Annotated in this window: 29 protein-coding genes; all 29 read right to left on the bottom strand. The window is 69.3% G+C overall.

From position 1 onward, the window contains the following. Positions 1-16: 16 nt before the first annotated feature. The 29 genes from rpsK to tuf all read right to left on the bottom strand — a co-directional run bounded on the left by rpsK (position 17) and on the right by tuf (position 17,001). A complete protein-coding gene (gene rpsK, locus AC559T_RS10365) occupies positions 17-421 on the bottom strand; it encodes a 30S ribosomal protein S11 (protein WP_020463463.1) in 405 nt (134 codons plus the stop codon). 78 nt (positions 422-499) lie between these two features. Next, entirely contained in the window at positions 500-880 is a 381-nt protein-coding gene (gene rpsM, locus AC559T_RS10360) for a 30S ribosomal protein S13 (RefSeq protein WP_018505109.1), read from the bottom strand. A 256-nt stretch (positions 881-1,136) separates the two neighbouring features. Next, positions 1,137-1,250, bottom strand: coding sequence for a 50S ribosomal protein L36 (gene rpmJ / locus AC559T_RS10355; RefSeq protein ID WP_003956441.1), 114 nt, complete (start codon positions 1,248-1,250; stop codon positions 1,137-1,139). Positions 1,251-1,305: 55 nt separating this feature from the next. Then, positions 1,306-1,527 (bottom strand): translation initiation factor IF-1, encoded by a 222-nt coding sequence (gene infA, locus AC559T_RS10350; RefSeq protein ID WP_006541558.1) that lies wholly within the window; start codon positions 1,525-1,527, stop codon positions 1,306-1,308. A 233-nt stretch (positions 1,528-1,760) separates the two neighbouring features. Further along, a complete protein-coding gene (gene map / locus AC559T_RS10345) occupies positions 1,761-2,600 on the bottom strand; it encodes a type I methionyl aminopeptidase (protein ID WP_071066137.1) in 840 nt (279 codons plus the stop codon). A gap of 508 nt (positions 2,601-3,108) precedes the next feature. Continuing rightward, positions 3,109-3,762, bottom strand: coding sequence for an adenylate kinase (locus AC559T_RS10340; RefSeq protein WP_020463465.1), 654 nt, complete (start codon positions 3,760-3,762; stop codon positions 3,109-3,111). Further along, a complete protein-coding gene (gene secY / locus AC559T_RS10335) occupies positions 3,762-5,054 on the bottom strand; it encodes a preprotein translocase subunit SecY (RefSeq protein ID WP_071066138.1) in 1,293 nt (430 codons plus the stop codon). The genes AC559T_RS10340 and secY overlap by 1 nt, the downstream gene beginning before the upstream one ends. Before the next feature lie 396 nt (positions 5,055-5,450). Then, positions 5,451-5,945, bottom strand: a complete 495-nt coding sequence (gene rplO / locus AC559T_RS10330) for a 50S ribosomal protein L15 (RefSeq protein ID WP_071066139.1) — start codon at positions 5,943-5,945, stop codon at positions 5,451-5,453. After that, on the bottom strand, positions 5,945-6,130 hold the full coding sequence (gene rpmD / locus AC559T_RS10325) for a 50S ribosomal protein L30 (RefSeq protein WP_020463468.1): 186 nt from the start codon (positions 6,128-6,130) through the stop codon (positions 5,945-5,947). The genes rplO and rpmD overlap by 1 nt, the downstream gene beginning before the upstream one ends. Continuing rightward, positions 6,130-6,738 (bottom strand): 30S ribosomal protein S5, encoded by a 609-nt coding sequence (gene rpsE, locus AC559T_RS10320; protein WP_018505116.1) that lies wholly within the window; start codon positions 6,736-6,738, stop codon positions 6,130-6,132. The genes rpmD and rpsE overlap by 1 nt, the downstream gene beginning before the upstream one ends. A 29-nt stretch (positions 6,739-6,767) precedes the next feature. Then, positions 6,768-7,142 (bottom strand): 50S ribosomal protein L18, encoded by a 375-nt coding sequence (gene rplR, locus AC559T_RS10315; protein WP_020463469.1) that lies wholly within the window; start codon positions 7,140-7,142, stop codon positions 6,768-6,770. 10 nt (positions 7,143-7,152) lie between these two features. Further along, positions 7,153-7,689 (bottom strand): 50S ribosomal protein L6, encoded by a 537-nt coding sequence (rplF, locus tag AC559T_RS10310; RefSeq protein WP_112108124.1) that lies wholly within the window; start codon positions 7,687-7,689, stop codon positions 7,153-7,155. 12 nt (positions 7,690-7,701) lie between these two features. Next, positions 7,702-8,109, bottom strand: a complete 408-nt coding sequence (rpsH, locus tag AC559T_RS10305) for a 30S ribosomal protein S8 (protein ID WP_018505119.1) — start codon at positions 8,107-8,109, stop codon at positions 7,702-7,704. Between the two features lie 76 nt (positions 8,110-8,185). Continuing rightward, on the bottom strand, positions 8,186-8,371 hold the full coding sequence (locus AC559T_RS10300) for a type Z 30S ribosomal protein S14 (RefSeq protein WP_006539145.1): 186 nt from the start codon (positions 8,369-8,371) through the stop codon (positions 8,186-8,188). Between the two features lie 3 nt (positions 8,372-8,374). Beyond that, positions 8,375-8,944 (bottom strand): 50S ribosomal protein L5, encoded by a 570-nt coding sequence (rplE, locus tag AC559T_RS10295; protein WP_020463471.1) that lies wholly within the window; start codon positions 8,942-8,944, stop codon positions 8,375-8,377. 29 nt (positions 8,945-8,973) lie between these two features. Then, the gene (gene rplX, locus AC559T_RS10290) at positions 8,974-9,300 is read right to left on the bottom strand and encodes a 50S ribosomal protein L24 (protein ID WP_020463472.1); all 327 of its coding nucleotides are present in this window, start codon (positions 9,298-9,300) and stop codon (positions 8,974-8,976) included. A 3-nt stretch (positions 9,301-9,303) separates the two neighbouring features. After that, entirely contained in the window at positions 9,304-9,672 is a 369-nt protein-coding gene (gene rplN / locus AC559T_RS10285; protein WP_018505122.1) for a 50S ribosomal protein L14, read from the bottom strand. A gap of 156 nt (positions 9,673-9,828) precedes the next feature. After that, entirely contained in the window at positions 9,829-10,137 is a 309-nt protein-coding gene (gene rpsQ, locus AC559T_RS10280; protein WP_020463473.1) for a 30S ribosomal protein S17, read from the bottom strand. Between the two features lie 20 nt (positions 10,138-10,157). Then, on the bottom strand, positions 10,158-10,409 hold the full coding sequence (gene rpmC / locus AC559T_RS10275; protein ID WP_020463474.1) for a 50S ribosomal protein L29: 252 nt from the start codon (positions 10,407-10,409) through the stop codon (positions 10,158-10,160). Then, positions 10,409-10,825: a 50S ribosomal protein L16 gene (gene rplP, locus AC559T_RS10270; protein WP_018505125.1), complete on the bottom strand. Its 417-nt coding sequence runs from the start codon at positions 10,823-10,825 to the stop codon at positions 10,409-10,411. The genes rpmC and rplP overlap by 1 nt, the downstream gene beginning before the upstream one ends. A gap of 6 nt (positions 10,826-10,831) precedes the next feature. Continuing rightward, complete coding sequence (gene rpsC, locus AC559T_RS10265) at positions 10,832-11,809, bottom strand: 30S ribosomal protein S3 (protein WP_112108122.1); 978 nt, start codon at positions 11,807-11,809, stop codon at positions 10,832-10,834. After that, positions 11,809-12,231: a 50S ribosomal protein L22 gene (rplV, locus tag AC559T_RS10260; protein ID WP_018505127.1), complete on the bottom strand. Its 423-nt coding sequence runs from the start codon at positions 12,229-12,231 to the stop codon at positions 11,809-11,811. Before rplV ends, rpsC begins: the two co-directional genes overlap by 1 nt. Beyond that, positions 12,224-12,505: a 30S ribosomal protein S19 gene (gene rpsS / locus AC559T_RS10255; protein ID WP_071066144.1), complete on the bottom strand. Its 282-nt coding sequence runs from the start codon at positions 12,503-12,505 to the stop codon at positions 12,224-12,226. The genes rplV and rpsS overlap by 8 nt, the downstream gene beginning before the upstream one ends. 75 nt (positions 12,506-12,580) lie before the next feature. Then, the gene (gene rplB / locus AC559T_RS10250; protein WP_071066145.1) at positions 12,581-13,414 is read right to left on the bottom strand and encodes a 50S ribosomal protein L2; all 834 of its coding nucleotides are present in this window, start codon (positions 13,412-13,414) and stop codon (positions 12,581-12,583) included. Positions 13,415-13,472: 58 nt separating this feature from the next. Beyond that, complete coding sequence (gene rplW, locus AC559T_RS10245) at positions 13,473-13,769, bottom strand: 50S ribosomal protein L23 (protein ID WP_018505130.1); 297 nt, start codon at positions 13,767-13,769, stop codon at positions 13,473-13,475. After that, entirely contained in the window at positions 13,766-14,485 is a 720-nt protein-coding gene (gene rplD, locus AC559T_RS10240) for a 50S ribosomal protein L4 (RefSeq protein ID WP_071066146.1), read from the bottom strand. Before rplD ends, rplW begins: the two co-directional genes overlap by 4 nt. Next, complete coding sequence (gene rplC / locus AC559T_RS10235; RefSeq protein ID WP_020463478.1) at positions 14,482-15,192, bottom strand: 50S ribosomal protein L3; 711 nt, start codon at positions 15,190-15,192, stop codon at positions 14,482-14,484. The genes rplD and rplC overlap by 4 nt, the downstream gene beginning before the upstream one ends. 18 nt (positions 15,193-15,210) lie before the next feature. Then, complete coding sequence (rpsJ, locus tag AC559T_RS10230; protein WP_006539131.1) at positions 15,211-15,519, bottom strand: 30S ribosomal protein S10; 309 nt, start codon at positions 15,517-15,519, stop codon at positions 15,211-15,213. A gap of 288 nt (positions 15,520-15,807) precedes the next feature. Beyond that, complete coding sequence (gene tuf / locus AC559T_RS10225; RefSeq protein ID WP_020463479.1) at positions 15,808-17,001, bottom strand: elongation factor Tu; 1,194 nt, start codon at positions 16,999-17,001, stop codon at positions 15,808-15,810. Between the last annotated feature and the right edge of the window lie 59 nt (positions 17,002-17,060).

Below are 17,060 nucleotides of genomic sequence, written 5' to 3'. Positions count from 1 at the left end.
ATCCCTGGCGCGGACTTCAGACCCGGCGACGCTTCGGCGGGCGGCAGCCGTTGTGCGGGGTGGGGGTGACGTCCTGGATCGCCCCGACCTCCAGGCCGGCGGCCTGCAGCGAGCGGATCGCCGTCTCCCGGCCGGAGCCGGGACCCTTCACGAAGACGTCGACCTTGCGCATCCCGTGCTCCTGCGCCTTGCGGGCCGCGTTCTCGGCGGCCATCTGCGCGGCGAACGGGGTCGACTTGCGGGAGCCCTTGAAGCCGACGTGGCCGGCCGACGCCCACGAGATCACGTTCCCGCTGGGGTCCGTGATCGAGACGATCGTGTTGTTGAACGTGCTCTTGATGTGAGCGTGCCCGTGGGCGACGTTCTTCTTTTCTTTCCGCCGGACCTTCTTGACGCCGGCGGCGCGTGTCTTGGGAGGCATAACCCGTGGTCTCCGTCTACGAGGTCGTCGATCAGCGGTCGTGGAGCCCGGGCACCGAGGCCCGGGAGTGACCGGTGACTACTTCTTGCCGGCCTTCTTCTTCCCGGCGATGGCGCGGCGCGGGCCCTTGCGGGTACGCGCGTTGGTGTGCGTGCGCTGGCCGTGGACGGGAAGGTTGCGGCGGTGACGGAGACCCTGGTAGCAGCCGATCTCCATCTTGCGGCGAATGTCCTGCTTGATCTCACGGTTGAGATCGCCCTCGACGCGGTAGTTCGCGTCGATCCACTCCCGAAGTTTCTGGACCTCGTCGTCGGTGAGGTCACGGACCCGGGTGTCCGGGTTGACCCCGGTTGCGGCGAGGGTGTCCCGGGAGCGGCTGCGACCGATCCCGAAGATGTAGGTCAGCGCGATCTCAACCCGCTTCTCGCGGGGAAGGTCGACGCCGGAAAGGCGTGCCATGACGCGGTGGTTCCTTCCTGAACCCGGAGGTCTCGGGCGACACCGCCCCCGCCTCGGCCCGGACGCCGACGCCGCCCTGACGGGTGGCACCGGTCCGTGAAACCGACGAGGCCCCGGCCTCCGACCGGGGGTGGGAACCGCGTGACGCGGCCTGGTGTCGCTTCTGGCGGCGGGCCTGCTGCCCGCCAGATGTCACCGGCGGGCCCCAGGGCCCGCCGGTGATGGTCGGCGCGGGCCAGTGGCCCGCCGACCGTCATCAGCCCTGGCGCTGCTTGTGGCGCAGGTTGTCGCAGATGACCATGACACGCCCGTGACGGCGGATCACCTTGCACTTGTCGCAGATCTTCTTCACGCTCGGCTTGACCTTCACGGCCGCACGAACCTCCACACGCAGCCGTGGGCCGCGCTCGCTGGTGAGATGACGACTACTTGTAGCGGTAGACGATGCGACCGCGGGACAGGTCGTATGGCGAGAGCTCCACCACCACCCGGTCCTCGGGAAGGATCCGGATGTAGTGCTGACGCATCTTGCCACTGATGTGGGCGAGAACACGATGACCGTTCTGGAGCTCCACCCGGAACATGGCGTTCGGGAGCGGCTCCACCACTCGGCCTTCGATCTCGATGGCCCCGTCCTTCTTCGGCATGTCCTCCGCTGTCCTGACGTCGACGCTGGGATGACGGCCCGGACGCGCATGGGGCGAGCGATCGAGCACCCGAGAGTGCGCTCACGCGGGGTCACCGCGCGGGGTCACCGTACGAAACGATGGACACCGACAACGCTGTAGACCGTCGACTCATGAGTGTACGTGCCGCATCCGTCAAGGGCCAACACGGGCCCCACACGACCCCGATCGGACCGACGGGCGGGGCTGATCGCTCAGCCTGTGGGTGCATCGGCGGGCTGCCCGCAGACCACACCCAGCTCCGCGAACCTCGCCACGCCGCCGTCGGGCTCGGTGAGCACCCACGGACCACGCGGGGTGACAGCGACGGAGTGCTCGGTGTGGGCGGCGAGCGAGCCGTCCTTGGTCGCGACCGTCCACTCGTCCTCGAGGATGACGGTGTCCGGCGAGCCAAGAGTGATCATCGGCTCGATCGCGAGCGCGACGCCCTCGACCAGCTTCATCCCCCGGCCGGCCCGGCCGTAGTTCAGCACATGCGGCGGCTGGTGCATCTCCGACCCGATGCCGTGACCGCCGTAGTGGTCGACGATGCCGTAGCCGTGAGGGAGGATGTGCCGTTCGACCGCGTTGCTGATGTCCGTCAGCCGGCCGCCGAGCTGCGCGGCGGCAAGGCCGCGCCACAGGGCCTCGTCGCAGACCCGGAGCATGTCCAGGACCTCGGAGGGCACCTCGCCGACCGGGACGGTGATCGCGGCGTCGCCGTGCCAGCCGTCGACGATCGCGCCGCAGTCGATGGAGATGATGTCCCCCTCGCGCAGCACCCGGCGCCGGCTGGGGATCGCGTGGACCACCTCGTTGTTCACCGAGCTACAGATCGAGGCCGGGTACGGAGGGTGCGCGTAGCCCTTGAAGGACGGGATGCCCCCGTCGGCACGGATCGTCTTCTCCGCGAGGGCGTCAAGATCCTCCGTGGTGATGCCCGGAGCCACCGCCGCGCGCAAGGCCGCCAGGGTCTTCGCGACGAGCAGCCCGGCCACCCGCATCTTGGCGATCTCGGATGCCGTCTTGATCTGGACGTGCTCTCGTCGTGCCACGCTCTACCCGGTCCCGTCCCTCAGTAGTGTTCGCGACGTACAGGTGCCCGTCGCCTCGTCTGAGCCCGGCCGGGGTCCGAACCCCGCCGGCGCTGCCGCCCCGGCACGGGCCTGCCGCGCCCATATCCCCCGTGGGCGCGCTCCCGCGTCCGTTCCCCTACCGACGATAACCGTCCGCGGTGACCGAGATGAGGGCTCGTTCGTCAAGAGCGGATGTCCCCGGCGAAAAACGTGCGCGCATGGCGCCTGCGAGCCGCAGGACCTCAACTGCCCGGGGCCCCGTAGGCGGGGGCCCGCCGACCTGCCTGCGAGGCCCTCAGGGGCCGCACGGCGCCAGGCCACGGGCAGCCCCGCCGCCTGGCCTCGGACCACCGCAGCCGTGTCCATGCCCGGGACCGCCGCGCTCCGGAACGCCGGGCCTCGGGCCGCCGAGCCCGCGTTCCGTGCGGGAACCGCAGGAGACGCGAGGTATGGCGGAGTCACGGCGCGGCGAGCGGGGCGGCCTCGGTCAGTCGCCGTAGTGGCGCAGCGCGTCCAGGGCACGATCGGTCACGTTGTCGACCGGGCCGGTCGCGTCGATGCCGATGAGCACGCCCTTGGCCGCGTAGTAGGCGACAAGCGGGGAGGTCTGCTCCGCATACACCTCGAGGCGGTGGCGCACCGTCTCAGGACGGTCGTCATCGCGCTGGAACAGCTCCCCCGAGCACCGGTCACAGATTCCCTCGACCCGGGACGGGTCGAAGTCGAGGTGCCAGATGTGCCCGCAGTTCCGGCAGGTCCGCCGGCCGGAGAGCCGCCGCACCACCTCGTCGTCGTCGACGACCAACTCGAGGACCACATCGAGACGCGTACCCATCGCGTCCAGCATTCCGCCGAGCACCTCGGCCTGCGGGACGTTGCGCGGGAAGCCGTCCAGGAGGAAGCCCTTGACCGCGTCGTCCTCGGCGAGACGGTTGCGCACCATGCCAATGGTGATCTCGTCGGGGACGAGGTCGCCGGAGTCCATGAACGCCTTCGCCTGGACACCAAGTTCGGTTCCCTCGCGGACGTTCGCCCGGAAGATGTCGCCGGTCGAGATCTTCGGAATGGATCTCGCCTGCGCGATGAAGGCAGCCTGCGTCCCCTTGCCGGCGCCTGGCGGTCCGACCAGTACGAGGCGCACTACCGGAGGAATCCTTCGTAGTTGCGCAGCATGAGCTGGCTTTCAATCTGTTTCACGGTCTCCAGCCCCACTCCCACCATGATCAGAACCGAGGTACCAGCAAACGGGAAGGGCTGGTCCTTCGTCAGGTTGAGAAGCGCCAACGGCAACACCGTGATGACCCCCAGGAACAGCGAGCCAGGGAGGGTGATGCGGGACAGCACGTGATCCAGGTATTCGGCCGTGGGCCGGCCGGGTCGGATCCCGGGGATGAACCCGCCGTACTTTCTCATGTTGTCGGCGACCTCCGTCGGGTTGAAGGTGATCGCGACATAGAAGTACGTGAAGAAGATGATCAGCGCACCGTAGGCCACGAGGTAGAGCGGGTGGTCCCCGCGGGACAGGTAGCGCTGCTCGAAGTCCTGGAAGGTCTGGTTGCTCCACATCTGGCCCACGAGCTGCGGGAGCTGGAGCAGCGAGGAGGCGAAGATGACCGGGATGATGCCGGCCTGGTTCACCTTGATCGGGAGGTAGGTCGACGTCCCGCCGTACATCCGGCGCCCGATCAGCCGCTTCGCGTACTGCACCGGGATGCGGCGCTGCGACTGCTCGACGAACACCACGAACACCACGATGGCCAGACCGAGCAGGATCACGAGACTGAACACGACGCCACCGGCGACCTGGAGGATCCGTCCGCCCTGGGAGGGCAGGGCCGCCGCGATCGAGGTGAAGATCAGCAGGGACATGCCGTTGCCCACGCCGCGGGCGGTGATCAGCTCACCCATCCACATGATGACCGCGGTTCCAGCGGTCATAGTGATCACGATGGTGACGATGCGGAAGAGGCTCGTGTCCGGGATGATCTGGGCGCTGCAGCCGGGGAAGAGCCGGCCGCTGCGGGCGAGCGCCACGATGCCGGTGGCCTGGAGGACGCCCAGGGCGACCGTCAGGTAACGGGTGTACTGGGTGAGCTTCTGCTCACCCGAGCTGCCTTCCTTCTTGAGCTGCTCGAGCCGCGGAATCACCACCACCAGAAGCTGGATGATGATGCTGGAGGTGATGTACGGCATGATGCCGAGCGCGAACACCGAGAGCTGAAGGAGAGCGCCACCGCTGAAGAGGTTGATCAGCGAGTACACGTTGTTGCTTTCGGCGCTGGCCGAGTCCAGACACGCGTTCACCGCCGCCGTGGAGACGCCGGGCGACGGCATGACGCTGCCGAACCGGAACAGGACGACGATGCCGAGGGTGAAGAGCAGTTTCTTCCGCAGGTCGGGCGTGCGGAAGGCCCGCGTGAAGGCGGTGAGCACGACTCCTCCTGCTGATCCTTACGGCTGACGGGACGGACTCGATGTCCGGTACGGATCGCCGCTGGCCGCCGAAGCCGACCGTACGCGGTGAGGCGACTCTAACAGCACCCGAGGCCCACTCGTCCGGACATCACTCGCGGTAGGCACCGGTGTACTCGAGACTCAGAGCGAGGAGGCACCTGTTGCAGCGTTACCGGCGAGCCCTTACACCGCCTGCCGGCCTCCTCCGCACCCCACAGCGGCCACTACGCGGCGTCACGATTCAGGGCCCCGTACTCGGGTCATCCGACGGCCACCAGGCTCGCGGTGACACCGGCGACCGACTGCGGTGCGCTGGCCGGAGAACGCACGAACGCCTCGGGACGGGTAGGTCACCCCACCCGTCCCGAGGCACTCTCACGCCTGGGTGACACTGCCCCCGGCGGCTTCGATCTTCTGCTTCGCCGAACCGGAGAAGGCATGCGCCGTCACCTGGACGGCCACGCCGATCTCACCGTCGCCGAGCACCTTCACCAGCGACTTGCCCCGAACCGCGCCGGCCGCGACCAGCTCGTCGACGCCGATCGTGCCGCCGTCGGGGAACAGCTCCTCCAGGGTGGCGACGTTCACCACCTGGTACTCGGTGCGGAACCGGTTACGGAAGCCCTTGAGCTTGGGAACCCGCATGTGCAGGGGCATCTGGCCGCCCTCGAAGCGCGCCGGCACCTGCTTGCGTGCCTTCGAGCCCTTGGTACCACGGCCGGCCGTCTTGCCCTTGGAACCCTCACCGCGGCCCACCCGCTGCTTCTTCTTGTGGGCACCCGGCGCCGGGCGAAGGTGGTGGACCTTCAGCCCGCGGCCGCGCTCCTGCGCGGTGGCGGAGTCCGACTTCTCCAGCGTCTTCTCGGCCATCAGGAGTCCACCTCCTCGACCCGGACGAGATGGGTCACGGTCGCGATCATCCCGAGAACCTCGGGACGGTCGTCACGGACGGTGCTCGCGTTGATCTTGCGCAGCCCCAGCGTGCGTAGCGTCTCGCGCTGGTTGCGGGTGCCGCCGATCCCGGAGCGGATCTGGGTGATGCGCAGCTTGGCCATTACGCACCGACCCCGGCCGCCCGCGCACGCAGCATCGCCGGCGGAGCGACATCCTCCAGCGGCAGCCCACGGCGGGCGGCGATCTCCTCGGGACGCATCAACCCGCGCAGCGCGGCGACGGTCGCATGCACGATGTTGATCGGGTTGGACGACCCGAGCGACTTCGACAGTACGTCGTGCACCCCGGCGCACTCCAGCACGGCGCGCACCGGACCACCGGCGATGACACCGGTACCGGGCGAGGCGGGCTTGAGCAGCACGACCCCGGCGGCCTCCTCACCCTGCACCGGGTGCGGGATGGTGGAGCCGATGCGCGGGACCTTGAAGAAGTGCTTCTTGGCCTCCTCGACCCCCTTGGCGATCGCCGCGGGGACCTCCTTGGCCTTTCCATAGCCGACGCCGACGGTGCCGTCCGCGTCGCCCACCACGACGAGCGCCGTGAAGCTGAACCGACGCCCGCCCTTCACGACCTTCGCCACGCGGTTGATGGCGACGACCCGCTCGACATAAGCGGTCTTCTCCTGCGCCGGGCCACCGCCCGAACGGTCGCGGCGCTCGCGGCGGTCGGAACCGCCGGAGCCGCCTCCGCGGCGCTGCTGGCCTGGCATCTAGAACATCTCCCTAGTGGATGTGATCATCAGAAGTTCAGCCCGCCCTCGCGGGCCGCGTCCGCCAGCGCGGCGATCCGCCCGTGGTACGTACGACCGCCCCGGTCGAACACCACGGCGTCGATCCCGGCGGCGCGGGCGCGCTCGGCGACGAGCCGACCGACCTCGCGGGCCTTGGCGCTCTTGTCCCCGTCGGAGGCGCGCAGCCCGTCCTCCAACGTGGACGCAGAGGCCAGCGTGTGCCCGGCGACGTCGTCGATGACCTGGGCGTAGATGTGCCGCGAGGACCGGGTGACGACGAGACGCGGCCGGATCGGGGTGCCCGACACCTTCTTGCGCACGCGGACGTGGCGGCGGAGCTTGGCCGTCCGCCGGCGCGCACTGGCGCTGAGGCTCACTGCCATGTCTGTCTACCTACTTCCCGGTCTTCCCGACCTTGCGGCGAACGACCTCGCCCTGGTACCGCACACCCTTGCCCTTGTAGGGGTCGGGCTTGCGCAGTCCGCGGATCTTGGCGGCGACCTCGCCCACCTGCTGCTTGTCGATGCCGTGCACGACGAAGCGGGTGGGGGTCTGCACCTCGAACCGGATCCCCTCAGGGGCCTTCACCGGTACCGGGTGGCTGTAGCCGAGGGCGAACTCGAGGTCCGAGCCGCGGGCCTGGACCCGGTATCCGACTCCGACGATCTCCAGAGTCTTCGAGTACCCGGCGGTGACCCCGACGACCATGTTGGACACCAGGGTGCGGGTGAGGCCGTGCAGCGCGCGGCTACGCCGCTCGTCGTTCGGCCGGTTGACGATGAGCTGACCGTCCTCGCGGACGACCTCGATCGGCTCCGCGACCGTGTGGCTCAGCGAGCCCTTGGGGCCCTTGATCGTGACCTTGGGGCCGTCGAGAGAGATCTCCACGCCGGTGGGAACACTGATGGGCTGGCGCCCGATCCGTGACATCGTTCGCCTTCCTTACCAGACGTAGGCGAGGACTTCCCCGCCCACGCGCCGCTTGCCGGCCTGCCTGTCGGTCAGAAGACCCGACGAGGTGGAGATGATCGCGACGCCCAGGCCACCGAGGACCTTCGGCAGGTTCGTCGACTTCGCGTACACACGCAGACCCGGCTTGCTGATCCGCTTCACACCCGCGATCGACCGCTCCCGGTTGGGGCCGTACTTCAGGTCGACGATCAGCGTGCGGCCGACCGCGCCTTCGGCGGGGTCCTCGACGTGCCAGCCGAGGATGTAGCCCTCCTGCTGGAGGATCTCGGCGATGTGCGTCTTGATCTTGCTGTGCGGCATCACCACCCGGTCGTGATAAGCCCGGTTGGCGTTGCGGACACGGGTGAGCATGTCCGCGATCGGATCGGTCATCGTCATGGCTTGACGCCTTTCTCACGGGGGTTCCCGCCGCTCGCGCACGAGGTGCGCGGGCCTACCGCGATCGTGTGTTGAACTACCAGGAGCTCTTGGTCACGCCGGGCAGCTCGCCGCGGTGGGCCATCTGCCGCAGGCACACCCGGCACAGGCCGAACACCCGGTAGACGGAGCGCGGACGGCCACACCGCTGGCAGCGGGTGTAGCCGCGGACGGCGTACTTGGGCTTGCGGGCGGCCTTTTCGACCAGCGCCTTCTTCGCCATTTCTCAGCTCTCCCGGAACGGGAAGCCCAGCGCCCTCAGCAGCGCCCGGCCCTCGTCGTCGTTGGTCGCGGTGGTCACGACCGTGATGTCCATGCCCCGGACCCGGTCGATCCGGTCGATGTCGATCTCGTGGAAGATCGACTGCTCGATGACGCCGAACGTGTAGTTCCCGGCGCCGTCGAACTGCTTCGGCGAGAGCCCGCGGAAGTCGCGGATGCGGGGAAGCGCGATCGTGACCAGACGGTCCAGGAACTCCCACATCCGGTCACCGCGCAGGGTCACCTTCGCCCCGATGGGCTGGCCCTCGCGCAGCTTGAACTGGGCGATGGACTTCTTCGCCCGGCGCACCGCCGGCTTCTGGCCGGTGATGGCCGCCAGGTCCCTGGTCGCGCCGTCGATCAGCTTCGCGTCCCGGGCCGCGTCGCCGACGCCCATGTTGACGACGACCTTCACCACGCCGGGGATCTGCATGACGTTGCCGTAGGAGAACTCCTCCCGCAGCGCCGGGGCGATCTCCTCGCGGTACCGCTGCTTCAGCCGCGGGACCGGCCGGGCTTCCGTGGTCACACTCATGTCTCGTTTCCTAGCCTTGCGCCGGGGGCCTAGAGCTCGGCACCGGTGCGGCGCGAGATCCGGACCTTGGTGCCGTCGTCGTTGAAGCGGTAACCGACGCGGGTCGGACGGCCGTCGGACGGGTCGACGATCATCACGTTGCTGACGTGGATCGGCGCCTCCTGGGTGACGATCCCGCCGGACTGCGAGCCACGCGAGCTCTGCTGGACGCGGGTGTGCCGGGTGACCCGGTTGGCGCCCTCGACCACGACCTTGTTCTGGTCGGGGATGGCCCGGATGACCTTGCCCTTCAGGCCGCGGTCCTTGCCCGTGACGATCTGGACCGTGTCGCCCTTCTTGATCTTCATACCGGCCACGGTCTACAGCACCTCCGGCGCCAGCGAAATAATCTTCATGAAACGCTTGTCCCGCAGCTCGCGGCCGACCGGCCCGAAGATGCGGGTACCACGGGGGTCTCCCCCGTCCCGGATGAGCACCGCGGCGTTCTCGTCGAAACGGATGTAGGAGCCGTCCGGGCGCCGCCGTTCCTTCTTGGTGCGCACCACGACCGCCTTGACCACGTCGCCGCGCTTCACGCCGGCGCCGGGCAGGGCGTCCTTCACCGTGCCGACGATGATGTCGCCGATCCCCGCGTAACGACGCCCAGAGCCGCCGAGCACCCGGATGCACAGAATTTCCCTGGCTCCGGTGTTGTCGGCGACCCGAAGTCGCGACTCCTGCTGAATCACTTTCCGCTCCTGATCACCCGTTGCCGCCCGACCGCCGCCGACCGGCTCTACTCACTGCCACCGGTGACGACCGCGAGGTCTGCGTGTCCGGCCGGCGGCGGGCCCGCCTCACGCGAGCCCTGCCACCGGCCGATCCACCGCGATCCCCAGAGGGACCTACTTCGCCTTCTCGAGGATCTGGACGACCCGCCAGCGCTTGGTGGCCGACAGCGGCCGCGTCTCCATCAGCAGGACGCGGTCGCCGACACCGACGGTGCCGTTCTCGTCGTGCGCCTTGACCCTCTTGGTACGGCGGATCGTCTTGCCGTAGAGCGGGTGCTGGACCCGGTCCTCGACAGCGACGACCACCGTCTTCTGCATCTTGCCGCTGATCACCAGACCCTCACGCACCTTGCGGAAGCCGCGCTCGGAAGGCGCCTCCGCGGTGCTGGGGGTGGGGGTGCTGTCCGTGCTGACTTCGCTCACGTCTTCTCCGCTCACTGCGCTCACGCCCGATCCGACTCGGCGGCGTCCACCGCGACGGCCGGATCGCCGCTCATCCCGAGCTCGCGCTCACGCATGACCGTGTAGATCCGGGCGATGTCCCGGCGGACGTCACGCAGCCGGCGGTTGTTGCGAAGCTGCCCGGTCGCGGCCTGGAAGCGGAGGTTGAACAGCTCCTCCTTGGCCTCGCGCAGCTTGTCGACCAACTCGGTGGCGGGCAGGCTGCGCAGGTCGTCCGTTGTCGTGACGGCCATCAGGCACCACCCTCACGGGTCACGAAACGGCACTTCATCGGCAGCTTGTGGATGGCGCGCCGCATCGCCTCACGGGCGACCGGCTCGGCCACGCCGGAAAGCTCGAACATGATGCGTCCGGGCTTCACGTTCGCGACCCACCACTCCGGCGAGCCCTTGCCGGAACCCATCCGGGTCTCGGCGGGCTTCTTCGTCAGCGGGCGGTCCGGATAGATGTTGATCCAGACCTTTCCACCACGCCGGATGTGCCGGGTCATCGCGATACGCGCCGACTCGATCTGCCGGTTCGTCACGTAGGCCGACTCCAGCGACTGGATCGCGTACTCACCGAAGGCGATCCTGGTGCCGCCCTTGGCCGCGCCCGTCCGCTTCGGGTGGTGCTGCTTGCGGTGCGCGACCTTCCGGGGAATAAGCATGTTTTCCTAACCCTCCGCCTTCTCCGGCGCGCCCTGGGCCTCGGCGGTCGTCACTGCGGCCGGGGCCGCGGTGGTCTCGGGCGTGACCGCCGGGGTCTCCACCGGCGTGCCCTCGACCGCGGCCGACTCGGTCGCCGGCTTCTCCGCCGGGGCCTTCTCGGCGGCGGAAGCCTTCTCCGCCGAGCCGCCACCGCCACCGCTGCCACCACGACCGCGGCGGTCGCCGGCGCGGGCCGCGGCCCGACCGGCGTCCGTCCCGCCCTGCGTGGTGCCGGACGAGCCCGAGCGCGGCCCGCGGCGCGGGCGCTCCCGGCGCTGCTGACGCAGCAGGGCCTCCTGGGCCTCCCGCTCCGCGCGGCTCTGGACGATGTCGCCCTTGTAGATCCAGACCTTCACGCCGATCCGGCCGAAGTTCGTCCGGGCCTCGTAGAAGCCGTAGTCGATGTCCGCGCGCAGCGTGTGCAGCGGCACCCGGCCCTCGCGGTAGAACTCCGACCGGCTCATCTCGGCGCCGCCGAGGCGGCCCGAGCACTGGACCCGGATTCCCTTGGCGCCGCTCTTCATCGCGGACTGCATCGCCTTACGCATCGCGCGGCGGAAGCTGACCCGGCTGGAGAGCTGCTCGGCGACGCCCTGCGCCACGAGCTGCGCGTCGACCTCGGGGTTCTTCACCTCGAGGATGTTGAGCTGCACCTGCTTGCCGGTCAGCTTCTCGAGGTCACCGCGGATGCGGTCGGCCTCGGCGCCACGCCGGCCGATCACGATGCCCGGGCGGGCGGTGTGGATGTCCACCCGCAGCCGACCCTGGGTGCGCTCGATGTCGACCCGGCTGATGCCGGCCCGCTCCATGCCCTTGGACATCATCTTGCGAATCTTGACGTCCTCACCGACGTACGCCTTGTACTGCTTGTCGGCGTACCAACGGGAGGTGAACTCCGACGTGATGCCAAGTCGGAACCCGTGCGGGTTTACCTTCTGCCCCACTACCGGGCCCTCCTTGTAGTCCTGGCGCCGGCGCCAGTGGACACCGGTTCCCGGCTCTCCACCACGACCGTGATGTGGCTGGTGCGCTTGCGGATCCGGTAGGCCCGGCCCTGCGCGCGCGGCCGGATGCGCTTGAGCGTCGGCCCCTCGTCCACATAGGCGGCGCCGATCCACAGCGTCGCCGGGTCGAGGTTGTGGTTGTTCTCCGCGTTCGCCACCGCGCTCGCCACGACCTTGTAGACATCCGTGCTCGCCGCCTGGGGCGCGAACCGGAGGATGTCGAGCGCCTCGCTCGCGGACCGGCCGCGGACCAGGTCGACGACCCGACGGGCCTTGGTCGGCGAGGTGTGCACGTATCGAGCGGTCGCCTTCGCGCCGGGCAGGCCGGCGCGGGTCAGGCCGTCGACGAGGTCGTCAGCCACGGCGTGACCTCCGGTCCTCCTTGACGTGCCCGCGGAAGGTGCGCGTGGGCGCGAACTCGCCGAGCTTGTGCCCGACCATTCCCTCGGTGATGAACACGGGGACGTGCTTGCGCCCGTCGTGCACGGCGATGGTGTGGCCCAGCATGTCGGGGATCACGGTCGAACGACGCGACCAGGTCCGGATGACGTGCTTGGTGCCCTTGGCGTTCTGCGCGTCCACCTTCTTGAGCAGGTGGTCGTCGACGAACGGGCCCTTTTTCAGACTGCGTGGCATGGCTGTGTCTCCTCCTTCCTGCTCAGTGGTGGGTGCGGATCGAGCTGGCCGGCGGCCGGGCGAGCAGAGTCATGACTACCGCCGCCTGTTCTGCTTGCGGCGCCGGACGATCAGCGCGTCGCTGGACTTCTTGGTGCGGCGGGTGCGGCCCTCCGGACGGCCCTTCGGGTTGACCGGGTGGCGGCCACCGGAGGTCTTGCCCTCACCACCACCGTGCGGGTGGTCGACCGGGTTCATCGCGACACCACGCACGGTGGGCCGACGGCCCTTCCAGCGCATGCGGCCGGCCTTGCCCCAGTTGATGTTGCTCTGCTCGGCGTTGCCGACCTCGCCGACGGTGGCGCGGCAGCGCACGTCGACGTTGCGGATCTCACCGGAGGGCATCCGGAGCTGGGCGTACGGCCCGTCCTTCGCGACGAGCTGCACACTGGTGCCGGCGCTGCGAGCGATCTTGGCGCCGCCGCCGGGACGCAGCTCGATGGCGTGGACCACGGTGCCGGTCGGGATGTTGCGCAGCGGCAGGGCGTTGCCCGGCTTGATGTCCGCGCCGACACCCGAGCTGACCATGTCGCCCTGGTGCAGCTTCACCGGGGCGAGGATGTAGCGCTTCTCGCCGTCGACGTAGTGCAGCAGGGCGATCCGCGCGGTGCGGTTCGGGTCGTACTCGATGTGCGCGACCTTGGCCGGCACGCCGTCCTTGTCCCGCCGGAAGTCGATGATCCGGTAGGCCCGCTTGTGGCCGCCGCCCTGGTGGCGGGTCGTGATCCGCCCGTGGACGTTGCGGCCGCCCTTGGAGTGCAGCGGGCGAACGAGCGACTTCTCGGGGTGATCACGGGTGATCTCGACGAAGTCGGCGACGCTCGACCCACGACGCCCCGGCGTCGTCGGCTTGTACCTGCGAATACCCATGCTCTACTTCCGATCCGACGCCGGGCCGAGCGGCACCCGGGTACGCCCCACGCGGGTGTCAGGCACCGGGGCCTCCGAAGATCTCAATGCTGTCACCGGGCGCGAGGCTGACGAGCGCCCGCTTGGTGGCCGAGCGGTGTCCCCAGCCGTGCTTGGTCCGCTTGCGCTTGCCCGCCCGGTTGATCGTGTTGACCCGGGTGACCCGCACGTTGAAGATCTTCTGCACGGCGAGCTTGATCTGGGTCTTGTTCGCGTCGGGGCGGACGATGAACGTGTAGACGTTCTCGTCGAGCAGGCCGTAGCTCTTCTCGGAGACGACCGGCCGGAGAATGATGTCTCGCGGGTCGGGGATCACTTGTCCTCCTCCTCGCCGGCTGAGGTCGCCGGACGGGAGGCGCGACCGAGGTACGCGGTGAGCGCGCCCTCGGTGAACACCACGTCGTCACTCACCAGCACGTCGTAGGTGTTGAGCTGGCCCGGGTCGAGCAGGTGGACCTCGGCCACGTTGCGCAGGCTGAGCCAGGTCAGCTCGTCCGAGCGGAGGGCCACGACCAGGACGCGGCGCGCGTCCACCAGGCTGGTCAGCGCGGCCACAGCCGACTTGGTCGACGGGGTGTCACCGGCGACCAGCGACGAGACCACGTGCAGCCGGTTGTTGCGGGCCCGGTCCGACAGGGCCCCGCGCAGCGCGGCGGCCTTCATCTTCTTGGGTGTCCGCTGGTCGTAGTTGCGCGGCGTCGGGCCGTGGACGATGCCACCGCCGGTGAACTGCGGCGCGCGCAGCGAGCCCTGCCGTGCCCGGCCGGTGCCCTTCTGGCGGTACGGCTTGCGCCCACCGCCACGGACCTCGCCGCGGGTCTTCGTGGAGTGCGTGCCCTGCCGGGCCGCGGCGAGCTGCGCCACGACGACCTGGTGGATCAGCGGCACGTTCACCGGCACGTCGAACACCGCGCCGGGCAGCTCGACGCTGCCGGCGTCGCCGCCCGCGGGGGCGTGCACCGGGACCGTGCGGTCCACCGGCGCGTCCGCCTCGGCGGGGGCTTCCTTCGTCATCGTTGCCGTCGGGCTCATGCCGAGGCCTCCTCACCGGTGCCGGCGGCCGCGGCCGCCACCGGAGCGGCCGGCTCCGGAGCGGGGCGCTTGGCCGCGCTGCGAACGAAGACCAGACCGCCGTCGGGGCCGGGAATCGCACCCTTGATCAGCAGGAAGCCGCGCTCGGTGTCGACGGCGTGGATGGTCAGCCCGGCCACGGTCACACGGTCGTGCCCCATCCGGCCGGCCATCCGCAGGCCCTTGAAGACCCGCCCCGGAGTGGCGCAGCCGCCGACGGAACCCGGCGAGCGGTGCTTGCGCTCGACGCCGTGACCGGCGCCCAGGCCCTTGAAGCCGTGCCGCTTCATGACACCGGCGAAGCCCTTGCCCTTGGAGGTGCCGGTGACGTCGACCACCTGGCCGGCGTCGAACACCTCACCGGTCAGCTGCTGGCCGGGCCGGTAGTTGCCGGCGTCCGCGGTGCGCAGCTCGACGAGGTGCCGCCGGGGAGTGGCACCGGAGGTCTCGAAGTGGCCGCGCATCGGCTTGTTGATCCGGCGCGGGTCGATCTCGCCGTAGCCGAGCTGGACGGCCGAGTAGCCGTCGGAGTCGGGTGTCTTGACCTGGGTCACGACGTTGGGGCCGGCCTGGATGACGGTGACCGGCACGACGCGGTTGTTCGCGTCCCATACCTGGGTCATCCCGAGCTTGGTGCCCAGGAGCCCTCTGTAATTGCGGTTGAGCATGACTGGCGCCGGCCCCTCTTACAGCTTGATCTCGATGTCCACGCCGGCGGGCAGGTCGAGGCGCATCAGCGAGTCGACCGTCTTCGGCGTCGGGTCAAGAATGTCGATCAGCCGCTTGTGCGTCCGCATCTCGAAGTGCTCGCGGCTGTCCTTGTACTTGTGCGGCGACCGGATGACGCAGTAGACGTTCTTCTCCGTCGGCAGCGGCACCGGACCCGCGACCTGCGCACCGGTACGCGTCACGGTCTCGACGATCTTCCGCGCCGAGCTGTCGATGACCTCGTGGTCATAGGCCTTGAGCCGGATGCGGATCTTCTGTGCCGCCATGGTGGGCTTCGCCTGTCCTGTCTGTCTCGTCCGGCCGGTATCACTACCGGGTCCCCGTCGACCTCTTCCCGCTCCGCGGCGCGGGCCGCCGCCGGAAAGGGCGGGCGGCCCGGCGGGTCCGGGTTCGTGCCGGGTGTACCGCCTTGTCTGGTGCCCCGTCGGCCGCGCGTGCGCGGCCCTCGCGGGCGGCTTGCGATCCTGGTCGCGACGCGGAGCGTTACGCCCCGGCGTGGCCGGCCAGCAACAGCGGGCGGCGGGACCCCTTGGGGCACCCGCCGCCCGCCGCCACTACTTGATGACCTTCAGAACCTGACCCGCACCGACGGTCCGGCCACCCTCACGGATGGCGAACCGCAGGCCCTCCTCCATGGCGATCGGCTGGATGAGCTCGACCGTCATCTCGGTGTTGTCGCCCGGCATGACCATCTCGGTGCCCTCGGGGAGGGTCACGACGCCGGTCACGTCGGTGGTGCGGAAGTAGAACTGCGGCCGGTAGTTCTTGAAGAACGGCGTGTGCCGGCCACCCTCGTCCTTGTTGAGGATGTAGACGCGCGCCTCGAACACCGTGTGGGGGGTGATCGACTTCGGCTTCACGATGACCTGGCCGCGCTCGACGTCCTCGCGCTTGATGCCACGGAGGAGGAGGCCGACGTTGTCACCGGCCTGGCCCTCGTCGAGCAGCTTGCGGAACATCTCGACGCCGGTCACGGTCGTCGTGGTGGTCTCCGGCTTGATGCCGACGATCTCCACGGTCTCGTTGACCTTGACGATTCCACGCTCGATACGACCCGTGACGACCGTGCCACGACCCGTGATCGTGAACACGTCCTCGATCGGCATGAGGAACGGCCGGTCGATGTCACGCTCGGGCTCGGGGATGGACGCGTCCACCGCCGCCATGAGCTCGAGGAGCTTCTCGCCCCACTCCTTGTCGCCCTCCAGCGCCTTGAGCGCGGAGACGCGGATGACCGGGACGTCGTCGCCGGGGAACTCGTAGGTGTTCAGGAGCTCCCGGACCTCGAGCTCGACGAGCTCGAGGATCTCCTCGTCGTCGACCATGTCGGCCTTGTTCAGCGCCACGACGATGTACGGCACGCCGACCTGGCGGGCCAGGAGCACGTGCTCCTTCGTCTGCGGCATGGGGCCGTCGGTCGCCGAGACCACCAGGATCGCGCCGTCCATCTGCGCGGCACCCGTGATCATGTTCTTGATGTAGTCGGCGTGCCCGGGGCAGTCGACGTGCGCGTAGTGCCGCGCGTCGGTCTGGTACTCGACGTGCGCGATCGAGATCGTGATCCCGCGGGCCTTCTCCTCCGGCGCCTTGTCGATCTGGTCGAACGGCGTGAACGGGTTGAGGTCCGGGTGCGCGTCGTGCAGGACCTTCGTGATCGCGGCCGTCAGCGTCGTCTTGCCATGGTCGATGTGACCGATGGTCCCGATGTTGACGTGCGGCTTGGTCCGCTCGAACTTCTGCTTCGCCACTGGTGTCCCTCCAAGGACGGGTGGTGTCGTGCTGTGTTGTCGTCAGTGGTGCCGGCAGC

The organism is Frankia sp. Hr75.2 (genome assembly GCF_949319125.1).
GTDB lineage: Bacteria > Actinomycetota > Actinomycetes > Frankiales > Frankiaceae > Parafrankia > Parafrankia soli.
The sequence above is the reverse complement of the archived record's forward strand: the minus strand, read 5'-3'. Positions and strand labels throughout refer to the sequence as shown.